Raw genomic sequence first — 12,526 nt, forward strand, 5'->3', positions numbered from 1 at the left:
CTACTGTATTTCTACTGTATTTCTACTGTATTTCTACTGTATTTTTCACCCAAACATCTCCTCAATCAACTGGGTATAAAAGTCCCTGACTTCCATCCCAATCGCCCGAACCTGCTGAGAGATTAAGCTGGTTTCGGTTTGTCCAGGAACGGTGTTGATCTCGATAAAATAGAACTTGCCCGTCTCGTGCTGCAGAAAATAATCGATGCGCACAGCCCCCTTGCAATTCAGCTTTTCATAAACCTTGGTCACAATCCGACCGACTCGCTCCACTTCCTCTTCATTCATCCGTCCGGGCGTAATTTCCTCGGTAACTCCAGGAATGTACTTGGCTTCATAATCAAAAAACTCTTTGCTGCTGACGATCTCGGTAGCAGGCAAAACGGTGATTTCTCCTTTTCCCTTGAAAACTCCAATCGAGAACTCCCGGCCGCTCACAAACTCTTCCACCAATACCTGTTTGTCTTCTGCAAAGGCCTTTTCCAAAGCCTCCGGCAATTCTTCCCGGGTTTTCACCTTACTCATTCCGATCGAGCTTCCTCCGTTATTCGGTTTGATAAAAAGGGGAAGAGTAAGCTCGGATTGAATTTTTGAAGCATTGGCAGGGGAGTTTTCAAACAGCTGAATGGACTTGGCCACGTTTAGTTCGGGAATGTCCTGCACGATGGCCTTGGTGTAGCCCTTGTTCATCGTGATCGCCGAGGTCAGCTGATCGCAGGTCGTGTAGGGGATTCCCAGCATATCGAAGTAGCCGGCCAATTTTCCATCTTCTCCCGGAGAACCATGGAGGATATTGAATACCCCGTCAAACTTGATTTTTTCATCCCCAATAGAAATACTGAAGTCATTCAAATCCACCGGAATCTTCTCTCCGGAAGCGCAGATAAAATGCCAATCTCCGGGATAAATCAGAATCTTGTAGACATCATACCGATCCCGATCGATGGTTTTTTCGACGACAGCGGCACTTTTGAGTGAAATGACGGACTCACCGGTAAATCCACCGGTAACCAAGGCAATTTTCTTCTTCATAGCGGGGAAAAATCTAAGTACGAAATAGCTAATTTTCCGTTTACCCTCCAAGGGTTTCCATTGGGTCCTCCCGTTTTATATATTCGCCCACATTTCAGAAAAGAATTTTACCCAAATCGATAAAATATGATTAGAAGTTGGAAAGTGCTCAGCCTCGCTTGGATTGCAGTGATCGGAATGGCTCTCAGCACACAGGCCCAAAGCCTGAAAAAAGTAATGCTGGAAGATGTCTTCAAAAAAGGCTCTTTCAATCAAAAGTCCGTCTATGGCATCAACTGGATGAAAGACGGGCAATTTTACAGTTCACTCGTACAACGTGGCGGAGCTCCCGCAGTCGTTAAAATCAATCTGGCCACCGGTGAAGAAGCCGGAGTCCTTTTGGATGGCGCGAAGTTGGGTGTGAATTTTTCCAGCTACTCCTTCAATGCGGATGAATCCAAGGCACTGATCGCCACAGACGTGGAATCCATCTACCGCCGATCCTCCAAGGGGGTTTTCTATGTGGTGGATTTGGCCACAGGAGAAAAGCAACAACTGATGAACGGAGAGAAAATCTCCTACGCCACTCTTTCTCCAGACAATGACAAGGTAGCTTTTGTCCAAAACAACAACCTGTTTATGGTCGAATTGGCCAGCGACAAACTCACTCAAATCACCTCCGACGGGGAATGGAACAAAATCATCAACGGATCGGCAGACTGGGTGTATGAAGAGGAATTTTCCATGGCTCAGGCTTTCAAATGGTCTCCAGACGGCAAAAAGATCGCCTTTATCCGATTTGACGAGACCCAAGTACCGGAATTCAATATGCAGACTTGGGGACCGCTTTATCCTCAGGATTACAAATTCAAATACCCGAAAGCGGGAGAAAAAAATTCCATCGTCAGCATTCATGTCTATGATTTGGCAACTGCCCAAACCCAGAAAGTTGATGCCGGAACTGAAACGGATATCTACCTGCCAAGAATCTATTGGACTCAGGATGCAAACACTCTGGCCTTTATCCGAATGAATCGCCTGCAAAATCAGCTAGACCTGTTCCATGCCAATGCGAGCACTGGAGAAAGCAAGCTCATCGTCTCTGAGACAGCCAAAACCTATGTGGACTTGGACTACAACGACGATCTCCAATACCTCAGCGATGGAAAGACCTTTATCCGTACTTCCGAGCAGGACGGCTTCAAGCATATCTACCATCACAATCTGGATGGATCTCTGATTCGTCAGATCACTTCCGGCAACTGGGAAGTGACTTCCATGGTGGGAATCGATGAAAAAGCTAAAAAACTCTATTTCATTTCCACAGAAGCCTCCCCTCTGGAGCGCAATTTCTATGTGATTAACCTAGACGGGAAAAGCAAGAAAATCCTGACTCCTGCCAAGGGTAGCCACACCATCAACATGAGTCCGGACCACAAGTTTTTCATAGATTACTATTCGACTTCGGATACTCCCGTCAAGGTGACATTAAATGATGCCGCTGGAAAAGAACTGAAAGTTTTGGAAGACAATCAGGCCTTGAAGGATCGTTTGACTAGTTTTGCTTTGGGTAAAAAAGAATTTTTCACCTTCCCAACGGTAGATGGCACTGAGCTGAATGGCTATATCATCAAGCCGGCAGACTTTGATCCAAACAAGAAATATCCTGTGCTGATGTATGTCTATGGAGGCCCTGGCTCTCAGAATGTCCTGAATTCCTGGGGAGGAACCCGCGACTTCTGGCATCAGGCCTTGGCTGCGGAGGGAATCATCGTCGCCTGCGTGGACAATCGCGGAACTGGTGCGAGAGGAAGAGATTTCAAGCACGCTACCTACGCCAATCTAGGCAAGCTGGAAACAATCGATCAGATCGAGGGAGCCAAGCATTTTGCAAAAATGCCTTTTGTGGATCCATCCCGAATCGGAATCTGGGGTTGGTCCTATGGAGGCTATATGTCCTCGCTTTCTCTAATGATCGGAAATGAGGTTTTCAAAACTGCCATCGCTGTAGCGCCTGTGACGACTTGGAGATATTATGACACGATCTACACCGAGCGCTATCTGCAAACTCCTCAGCTCAACCCTGCAGGATACGACGACAACAGCCCGATCACGCATGTGAACAAGCTGAAAGGCAACTTCCTCCTCATTCATGGCACCGGAGATGACAATGTACATTTCCAAAACTCAGTAGACTTGGTGGATGCATTGATCAAAGCTGATAAGCAGTTTGAGACGTTTTATTATCCCAACCGAAACCATGGCATCTACGGAGGCAATACCACTTGGCATTTGTACACCCAGATGACCGATTTCTTGAAGAGAAAGTTGTAAAAACCTCCCGATTCAAAACAAAAAACCGCAGGATGAAAATTCTGCGGTTTTTTGTTGTAGCGCTAGCTGAGAACTAAACGTCCTGACTCAAAATACTTTTTCTTAACCAAAATCAGCCTTTATGAAATATGCTTTGAAAATTTTCCCGACACTGCTTTTATGCTTTATCCTTTTCTCTTGCCAAGACAATGAAGAACCTGAAAACCTAATTGATCAAGTGGGGTTTGAGGGGACTCTGCCTGATGGCGAAACCTCAAGCTTTGAAAGCAACTTTGAGGCAGAAAACACTCCAATTGTGTTTAATTTCCGAACCGGCGCAGATGGAAATGGAACCATTTACCAAGGTAATGTGGTCACCCATCTAATGAAAATTAAAGAACCTACTAGGGGTTTTGAGATATACATAAGACTTCCTGAGTTGAAATGGTCCGATCAAGCCACAAGCGAGTTTAATTCCAAATTCGTCTTTGAAGAAATCTATTCTTTTGACAAAGTGAAGGAGGTTTTGGAAGTAGGGGAAAAGAAAATAAACGTGATAGATTTCAACTACAATAAGGAGGATTTTGGAGCCGTGCCAGATTTTATTCAGGTTTATTATGTTCCAAATGGAGCCGAAAGACCTTTTGAGTCAGGGCTGTACAATCCTTTCTTTCATGAAGGAAAATATGAAATACCAACTGACAACTACCTTCGAGTAATAAACCAAAGAGAGGGAACTTTTATCAATGACAAAGGAGAGCAAAAACGTCTGCTGCTTGTAGAATTTGAACTTAAAATCCAGATGTACGAGATGGTAAACGGAGAAGGTTATGTATTTCGGGAGCCTTTGGAGGGGAAACTAAGAATGGCTTTCCGAGAGGACATTCCAGATTGGGCGAGGTAATCAATCAATCTTAATCTGATCCAGATAGAATTTCATCCGACTGTGATCTCTCGGCAAAAAGTCAATTTTGTCAATTTTATCCTCTTTGTGGTTGTAAAAAACCTCCACGTATTCATCTTCCAACAAATACAAGTTGACCTTGTGCCGGTAGTACCGAATGCCCACCACAAAAGTACCCTCTAGATAGAGGGTTTTGATCTTTTGAAAGAGAGGCAACTGATTGAATTCTTCCCGGCTCATGAATTGGCATTTCTGAGAAAGACATGAAAATACCCATTTTGGTTGGCTTTTTCTCAAAAAATCTACGCACAGGCATCAAAAAAGCCCCTGAAAATTCAGGGGCTTTGAGGTGAATTACAAATTACTCCTTAGTGAGCAACAGGTACCTGAAAGTCCTTAATCGCTTCACTGAAATCAAAAACTTCAACGCTTTCGACCTTGCCTGCCACAATACTGGAGCCTGCCGCTGAGCGGTATCCTCCTGCACAGTGGATCAAAACAGGCTTTTCTGTCGGGATCTCCTGAGCCCTTTCTCTCAACTCCTGAAGCGGGATATTCAAAGCTCCCTCGAAAATCGGAGAGTTGGCATGCTCATCACGGCTACGGATATCCACGATGGTAAAGGCGTCCTGATTGGCTTTGAAACCTTCCACATCAAAAGAAGTCCCTTTTTCGGTCATTCCTGCCGGATTGACCACGGCGCCATGGATCAATTGCTCGTATCCGATTTTGGCAGATTTGGTGATCAAAATCTCCAATTCTGCAGCTGAATCAGCGACTAGGAAAAACTTCTCCTCAGGACCTACAATGGATCCCAACCAAGTCTCGAACTTGCCGCCATTCATGATATTGATTGCTCCGGGGATATGACCCTGTACAAACTGCTCGTTCTTTCTGGCATCGATGACCAAAGCTCCCTCAGGAAGTTGGGATCCTTCCGGCCAAATGCTTACCTGAGAAAGTGAACGCTGGTAAGATGGTGCACCTTTCTTGTTCATATCCACATCATAGCCGAAGTATTTTGGGATATACGGCTGTCCTTGGAGCAAGGAGTCCATGAAGGTCTTTTCGTCCAAATCAGAAAACGCCCAGTTGGTGGCACGCTGCTCACCGATGGTAGACTGACGGGCATCGCTTAGATTTTTTCCGCAAAGTGATCCCGCTCCATGTGCCGGGAATACCAGGATATCATCGGCAAGAGGCTTCAGCTTATTCTGAACGGTGTGGTACATCATTCGAGCCAATTCCTCCCGCTGAGCGGTCATATTTCCTGCTTTTTCTCTCAAGTCAGGACGACCCACATCTCCGATGAATAGGGTATCTCCTGAGAAAAGGGCATGGTCTTTTCCGTTTTCATCCTTCAGCAAAATGCTGATCGAATCCGGAGAATGACCTGGAGTGTGAAGGGCATGGAAAGTAACTTTTCCCATGGCAAAGGAATCTCCCTCATCAAATCCGGTATGAGGATACTCAGCACCCACCATTTTGGAAACATGGATCGTCGCTCCTTCATTTTTGTGAAATTCCAAGTGTGAACTCACAAAGTCGGCATGAGGGTGAGTCTCAATGACTGCCACGATTTGGGCATCATTTGCCTGGGCAAAGTCATAGTATTGCTGTGGATTTCTTCCCGGATCCACTAGAGCTACTTTTCCTTCAGATAGGATGGCATAACTTGCGTGAGCTAGCCCTTCGTCATAAAACTGTTTGATATTCATGGTCGTGTAATTTTTCTGTTTTGATAGTACAAAGGTAAAACATGACAAAAATCAGTTCCGGTGATCGAAATCACTTAAGAAAAATCCAAGTTCCCCAGAGAAATCCTTGAAAATTAACCTTTGGAGAGGTAAACTTGAATCAAGCAAAACAAATTCCCTTGAGACCCAAGAATTTTTCCCATCCCTTTTCTTTCCTTTTTCTAGTTCTCCTTGCCCTGATTTCCTTTTCCTGTAAATCAAAAAAGAAGCTGGCTGAAGAAAGCCCGGCATTCACTGTAATCCAGACAGCCAAGTCCTACCGGGGCACTCCCTACAAATTCGGAGGAACCACACGAGCCGGAATGGATTGTTCTGCTTTGGTATTTCATGCCTACTACTCGGTAGGCATCAATCTCCCCCGAATGTCTGCCGATCAAAGCAAAGTAGGCCAAAAAATCAAAATCCAGGAAGTGCAACCCGGTGATTTGCTGTTTTTTGCCACAGGTAGGCGGAAAAATCAAGTTTCACATTCAGGAATCGTGACAGAAGCCGGCAAAGAGGATGTCCGGTTTATTCATGCCTCGACATCTCTTGGAGTCACTGAGGACTATCTCAGTAATTCCTATTGGAAAAAAGCCTTCCTTTTTGCCACAAGGATATTGGAATAAAAAAAGAGCACCGAAGTGCTCTCTCTTACCCAGTTAAAAAAATCTATCCAAAACTCAGAAATTCATTGATCCATTGGTCTGGAGCACATATCTGAACGTGTAATGTGCACTTGGTGTGGTCATGGGGTTGATTTCGGCTACCGGAGGATTTCCCTTGTAGTAGCTCAAAATTTCAATCTTGGAGTAGTTTCCAGCCGCAGTCTGGACCAAAATCACCCGGCCGGGAATAGGAGTCACGGTAAATGTGGCCGGATTGTAATTGTACCATCCACTTCCACTTCCTGTCGGAATTGCAAAGGTAGATTGAGTGTCTGTCGCAAAAACGGCACTGGCAGGCACCGAGGTGATCTCCTCGAAAATCCCTGTTACTACAGCAGCTCTCACATTTTTAGAGGCATTGACCCGGATGGTCGTGCCCTTGAAGGCCAAATCCCAGTCTTCGGATTCACTCACGAGTGAATTGGTCTCAAGACTGAAATATTGGAAAGGTCTTTCTTCTGTCACTTGTCCGGTCACCCGGTCGATCACATCGTTTGGAGCGGCTAGGTCGGTCACTAGGACAGCTTCCAATGCCACAGTAGGCTCAGGAGTATCTTCACTACAAGAAGCAAATAGTCCAAGAGATAGGAATAGAAATAGCGGTTTTACTAACGTTTTCATTTGTAATTGAGGTTTGATTTATTTTTGAATAAGGTTTGCAAAAGGGATTCTCAGCCCGGCGAAGACGACTCTGCCGGGATTATTGGGTTGTTGAGGAGTTAAAGTTCCCAAGAGATTGGTCGCTCCAGCCTCAAGGAAAATTCCTGAGGAAAGGGTCTTGGTCACTGTGAGGTTTAGACTCACCCAACCCTCGGCATATTCTTGATCGTCATCGAGAATTAGGTTGCCGTTCAGGTCAGCAAATCCAAAACGACCTCTGTAGATAGCACGAAGGGCCCAATCCGTTCCGGTCCAATTTTCCCGGTAATTGATCTTGAAGTTTCCACTGTGACGGCTTCTGTTGAACAAGCCCCCATAATCTGACCTTTCCACACGGGTAGTCCTGTTTTGATTGTCTCTTTTGAAGACTTCTCCTGCTTCTATCCTATCCAGTACGTCTTTGTCATAAGAATCCAGAAAAGCATAGCCTAGACTCAGATTAAGGTTGGGAGTAGCCTGAAAGCTGATGTCAGCTTCCACACCTTGAGTGACTACTTGTCGAATGTTGAAATAGGAAAAGGCATTTTGGCCGGTGACCAATTGTGCGATAGGGGCGGTTTCGATAAGGTTATCAATGTTGTTCCGATAAGCATTGACCTGGATTAGCCATTGAGTATTCGGCTTCCAGCGAAAACCTGTATTGATAGCCACCGAGTTCTCAGCAGTGAGCTCTCCCAAGGTCTCCGGCTGAATCAGAACTCTTGCCACCAATCCTTGATCCTGAAGTCGTTGAATTCCCTCTTCTGCCAATAGGGCACCGAAGACAAAGTACCCGGATGCGGCATTGTTGAAGTTGAGCAACAGCTGACGAAAATCCGGCGCCTTAAATCCAGCCCCAAAGGAAGCCTGCCAGCTGAATCTGTCAGAAAAGCGATACTGCCCTGAAATTTTTGGGCTGAGTCTATTTCCATATTGGCTATGAAAATCCGCTCTCAAACCGGTGACCAAATTGACTCGGACATGCGGGTCCCACTGATGCTGAAGGAAAAAGTACCCCGCATCAAAACGATTCAGATCGTCGTATCTGGTGGCTTCCACCGTTTCTACCAAATGCCCCATACCCAGGGTAATCAGATTTTTGGAATTCGCCTGCCAGTCTGTTTGCAATTCTGTTCGGTGATAGAATTGATTAAAATCCTGGAAATCAAAGGCGCTGCCATCACTCTGAAATCGAGTATCTGAAACTGTGGAAAACCAAGAACTCATGCCCCGAAGGGTGAAAAGAAGGTTTTCACTGGGTCTAAACCGAAGTGTTGGGTTGAAGTTGAAATCCCGTCTTGAATTCTCCATTACCAGCATTTCAGGAGAAGCGCCGGAGGTTTGCATTTGCCCTGAGGAATTTTCGGAGTAGCCTCTGAGGAAAAGGTTCAGGTCAAATTTTTCGTTGATTTTACCTCCCAATTTGACTTGGGCAGTTTGTGCTTGATAGGGGTTTTGAGTTTGTCCAATAGTCTCCGGAGTGAGATCAAATCCTGCTGTAGAAAAATAATCATAGAGGATTTTTGCCTTCCATTTTTCACTTCCCAAACCAATCTCTGCATAGGGATTCCAGGTATTGAATGAACGATGCCTTACTCCTAAGTCTACTTGAGTGCCTGAATCCGTGGGTTTGGTGATGATATTGATCACGCCTGCCATGGCCTCGCTTCCATAAATCGCACTTGAGGGACCTCGAAGGATTTCTATCCGCTCGATGGAGGAGACGGAAATTCGGTCCAAATCAAAGGTACCCGCCGTCCGGCCGATCAATGGTTCGCCGTCAAGCAGAATCAGAATGTAATCCGAATCCAAGCCTTGCATTTGCAATCCTGCCCCATGGTCTGAAGTGATCTGAAGGCCGGTTTGCTCGCGCAAAACTTCTGAAAGTCTCAATCCCCCGGTTTGTTGGATTTTTTCCGAATTGAGGACAGTGACCGGCATGGGAAGATCTTCCACCGTTCGGTCAGTACGGGTGGCAGCCACCACCACTTCCTGGAGTGTCCCTGTTTTTTCCTTCAAAACCACCGCATCTGCCTGCCTCCATTCCTCCGGGCTCAGTTTTTTTGTCTCAAAACCCATCGCAAATACGAGGATTTCTCCCTCCTGAACCGGAATGGCAGGTATCTCTCCTTTGTCATTCACTGGAATGGGAGCTGTCCCATTTACCTTGATGAGTGCATGAGGAATTGGGTTTCCCTGAGCATCCAAAATTTTCTTGGCTCCATCACCCGCCCAAGCCAATCCAACTAGGGTGAAAAGGAGAGAAAACAGAAGCTTGAATTTATTTGGATTAATTCTAAACATAAGTTGAAAATTTTGGCGGAGGGGAAGCCTCCGCCGGTATTTTAATTGAGGGTATCCAGTAGGGCTTTCCACTCCGGCTTTTGGGGGATTCCCGGCTTTCTCAGTCCGAAAAACTGAGCGATCATTTCTCCTTCTTGATCAAACAGTTCCAGAGAGGAAACCAAACCTTCGGTCGTATTCTTGTGCACTACAAAGGCTCTTGCTATCTCTTTTTCATTCAAATGCATATTGAATTCCGGGTCCATCACATTCAGCCAGTCGCCCATAAGTCGGATCGTTTTTACCTTTCCCTGATGGATCTGAATATTCCCCATGTTGCCTGCAAAAATCATGATAGGAAGTTGAGTCTCGGCAGCGGATTCCAGAATCTTTCGGGTAGAAAGTCTGTCCACTTCATAAGCCCACTTGTCATCGATCCACTCTACTGCGTTGAGTCGGTTGAGTTTGTATTTACGCAGCATTCCAAAGAAATCATGGGTGTCCTTCATGTTTTCCCAGTCGGATTTAAACCCTTCCTGATCAAGCTCTTCCTTGCTGACATATTCTTTGGCTGGGAAAGATTCCAAAGTCAACTCCGGGTTTTGCTCCTCTGCCTGATGATCTCTGACCAATTGCTCAGCAACTTCCAGATTCGTCTCATCCTGAAAAAAGATCTTCATCACCGCATTTCCCTCCTTGTCAAAATACTGAAGGCTGTTTTGAGGTCCTCTTGGAGTGTCATTGGACACCGCAAAGCCGAATTTCCAAGCCCCGAAGAATACGCGCTGCTCAATAGGCCCGATCACCGTGCCGATATGCTGAGGGCCTGCCTGCATGATATCGATCTTTTGAAACGTGCCTTTGTGCTCTAAAACGCAACCTTGATTTCTGGTCAGGGACATGACTTTACCCAGTTTTGGAAACTTCTGAACCTGATCTACGAAGTCTTCTTTCAATCGGATCACATTTTCCCCGATTCCGGTTGCAAGAAGTTCTGCTTCTGATACGCCTAGCTTTTGTGCCGCATCGCGGATTCGGAGTTGAGGCTCTTTGGATTTTAACTCTTGCCAGGCATTTTTTAGGCTGGATGTAGTGAAGGTTGCAGTTTCCATATTAGGCTTGTTTAGATTTTGAAAGATTGGAAAAGGAATGAGCAGAAGTACCCACAATCCAGTTGCCGTTGAGTGGATTTTTCATCAATTGGACCGGATAATCGAAAACCTGAGAAAGCAGCTTTTCTTCCATGATTTCATTGACCGGACCCACTTTGGCTACGAGTCCATTTTTAAGCAAAGCAATTCGATCGGCGTATTGCGCTGCCAGGTTGAGTTCATGAAGGATGACTAAAATCCCGATGTTTTTCGATTTGAGTTTTTCAAGAATTCCCAGCACGGCATGCTGCTGCGCAATGTCCAGGCTGGAGGTAGGTTCGTCTAAGAGGAGGTATCTGGGGAATGGTTTGCTTTCCCAAATCTGCACCAAGACCCGGGCCAGCTGTACCCGTTGTTTTTCTCCTCCCGATAGGTGCTGGTAAAGCTTATCCTGAAGATGAGCTGTGCCGGTCAATTCGATTACCTCCTCGAGGATTTTTCTGGGATTTTTGGCTTTGACGGCAATCATGCCGAGTTCAATGACTTCTTTGGCAGTAAATGGGAAATTCACGGAAGAATGCTGAGGCATTACTGCTCTTACTTCGGCCAATTGTTGGGGCTTGAGGGAGCCAATCTGCAGGCCGTTGTATTCCACCTGTCCATGACTGCAGGGGATTTCTCCCGAAAGAATCTTAAAAAGAGTCGATTTTCCCGCTCCGTTGGGACCGAGCACAGCCAGAATTTCCCCGGGCTGAATCACCATATTCGCCTGATCTACGATTGGCTTTTTTCGAATGCAAAAATGGATGGCTTGAGCACTAAGCATTAGTTTTTGGATTTATGAAGTTGGAAAATCAAAGCGATGAAAAACGGAGCTCCCAATAGGGCTGTAATCACACCAATGGGCAATTCGGCAGGAGCGACCCAGGTCCTTCCGATCAAATCGGCCACGTTGAGTAAAATAGCCCCGAGCAGGAATGAGGCCGGCAAAACCAAGCGATGATCCGCACCAAAACCGATACGAATCAAATGGGGGACAATGAGCCCCACAAAACCAATCATCCCGGTAAAGGCCACCCCTACGCCCACGATCAAAGCCGTCAGCGTGAGCAATTTGATTTTGGTTTGTTTCACGTTTACCCCCATGTGGAAAGCCTCCTGCTCGCCCAAAGACAGGGCATTGAGGTTTTTGCTTTCTCCAAAGAGAATCAGGGAAGGCAAAAGGATCAGTAAAGCAGCCAAGGGAACTTTGGCCCAGGTAGAACCTCCCAAATCACCTAAGCTCCAAAAGGTGAAGCTTCTCAAGGCTGCATCATCTGCATAAAACAAGGTCAAGCCAATCAGGGCTCCTGCCAGAGCATTGATCGCCACTCCAGCAAGTATTAAGGTAGCGGTGTCGCTTTTTCCTCGTCCTCCTAAATAATAAACAGCCAACACATGAACCAATCCTCCCAAAAAGGCAAAGAAAGGAAGGCCAACAGTGCTGATCAGACCAAAAGCTTGAGTGAGCGTGGGGATCAATACCAGGAAGATCACCGCAAACAAGGCGCTTCCGCTACTGACACCGATCAGCCCTGGTTCCACGAGAGGATTTCTGAACAGCCCCTGCAAGGAAGCTCCCGCAATTCCTAACCCTCCACCGATCAAGGTCGCCATTAGAATTCTGGGTAAACGAATCGAATACAGTACATTGACTTGCTGTGCCTCATAGGGTGCCCAGTCGAGTGGAAAAAGAATAGAGACTACCTGAGCAAAGGAGATGGTAAACGCACCTTTGGACAGGGAAAAAAGTCCCAGAACCAATAGAAACACCAGCATCCCCCCTATCAATAGGGAGTGGACTTTAGATTTGCTATGGGTCAAGGACAAATTATTCATGAC

11 protein-coding genes are annotated in these 12,526 nt (G+C 46.0%); 3 read left to right on the forward strand and 8 right to left on the reverse strand.

Translation table 11 applies throughout. The features are described from left to right. Positions 1–45: 45 nt before the first annotated feature. Positions 46–1,032, reverse strand: a complete 987-nt coding sequence (locus tag AAA938_RS11125) for a D-alanine--D-alanine ligase (RefSeq protein ID WP_338228804.1) — start codon at positions 1,030–1,032, stop codon at positions 46–48. 177 nt (positions 1,033–1,209) lie between these two features. On the opposite strand from AAA938_RS11125, the gene AAA938_RS11130 reads away from it, so the two are divergent. Continuing rightward, entirely contained in the window at positions 1,210–3,345 is a 2,136-nt protein-coding gene (locus tag AAA938_RS11130) for a S9 family peptidase (RefSeq protein ID WP_338228973.1), read from the forward strand. A 121-nt stretch (positions 3,346–3,466) separates the two neighbouring features. Further along, on the forward strand, positions 3,467–4,228 hold the full coding sequence (locus AAA938_RS11135; protein ID WP_338228805.1) for a hypothetical protein: 762 nt from the start codon (positions 3,467–3,469) through the stop codon (positions 4,226–4,228). Here AAA938_RS11135 and AAA938_RS11140 read toward each other — a convergent pair whose 3' ends face one another. Both AAA938_RS11140 and AAA938_RS11145 read right to left on the reverse strand, forming a co-directional pair. After that, complete coding sequence (locus tag AAA938_RS11140) at positions 4,229–4,468, reverse strand: hypothetical protein (RefSeq protein ID WP_338228806.1); 240 nt, start codon at positions 4,466–4,468, stop codon at positions 4,229–4,231. A gap of 128 nt (positions 4,469–4,596) precedes the next feature. Continuing rightward, the gene (locus AAA938_RS11145; RefSeq protein WP_338228807.1) at positions 4,597–5,946 is read right to left on the reverse strand and encodes an MBL fold metallo-hydrolase; all 1,350 of its coding nucleotides are present in this window, start codon (positions 5,944–5,946) and stop codon (positions 4,597–4,599) included. A 158-nt stretch (positions 5,947–6,104) separates the two neighbouring features. On the opposite strand from AAA938_RS11145, the gene AAA938_RS11150 reads away from it, so the two are divergent. Continuing rightward, positions 6,105–6,593 (forward strand): C40 family peptidase, encoded by a 489-nt coding sequence (locus tag AAA938_RS11150; protein WP_338228808.1) that lies wholly within the window; start codon positions 6,105–6,107, stop codon positions 6,591–6,593. A gap of 54 nt (positions 6,594–6,647) precedes the next feature. Here the strand turns inward: AAA938_RS11150 and AAA938_RS11155 are convergent, their stop codons facing one another. From AAA938_RS11155 to AAA938_RS11175, 5 genes are read right to left on the reverse strand one after another with little or no spacing between them, the layout of a single operon-like run. Beyond that, positions 6,648–7,253 carry an HmuY family protein gene (locus AAA938_RS11155; protein WP_338228809.1) on the reverse strand — a complete coding sequence of 202 codons (606 nt, stop codon included), beginning with the start codon at positions 7,251–7,253 and terminating at the stop codon, positions 6,648–6,650. Between the two features lie 18 nt (positions 7,254–7,271). Then, positions 7,272–9,575, reverse strand: a complete 2,304-nt coding sequence (locus AAA938_RS11160) for a TonB-dependent receptor plug domain-containing protein (protein ID WP_338228810.1) — start codon at positions 9,573–9,575, stop codon at positions 7,272–7,274. A gap of 41 nt (positions 9,576–9,616) precedes the next feature. Next, on the reverse strand, positions 9,617–10,666 hold the full coding sequence (locus AAA938_RS11165; RefSeq protein ID WP_338228811.1) for a hemin-degrading factor: 1,050 nt from the start codon (positions 10,664–10,666) through the stop codon (positions 9,617–9,619). Position 10,667: 1 nt separating this feature from the next. After that, positions 10,668–11,483 carry a heme ABC transporter ATP-binding protein gene (locus AAA938_RS11170; protein ID WP_420915739.1) on the reverse strand — a complete coding sequence of 272 codons (816 nt, stop codon included), beginning with the start codon at positions 11,481–11,483 and terminating at the stop codon, positions 10,668–10,670. After that, entirely contained in the window at positions 11,471–12,523 is a 1,053-nt protein-coding gene (locus tag AAA938_RS11175) for a FecCD family ABC transporter permease (RefSeq protein ID WP_338228813.1), read from the reverse strand. The genes AAA938_RS11170 and AAA938_RS11175 overlap by 13 nt, the downstream gene beginning before the upstream one ends. Positions 12,524–12,526 lie beyond the last annotated feature (3 nt).

It is taken from the genome of Algoriphagus taiwanensis (assembly GCF_036245645.1).
GTDB classification, from domain to species: domain Bacteria; phylum Bacteroidota; class Bacteroidia; order Cytophagales; family Cyclobacteriaceae; genus Algoriphagus; species Algoriphagus taiwanensis.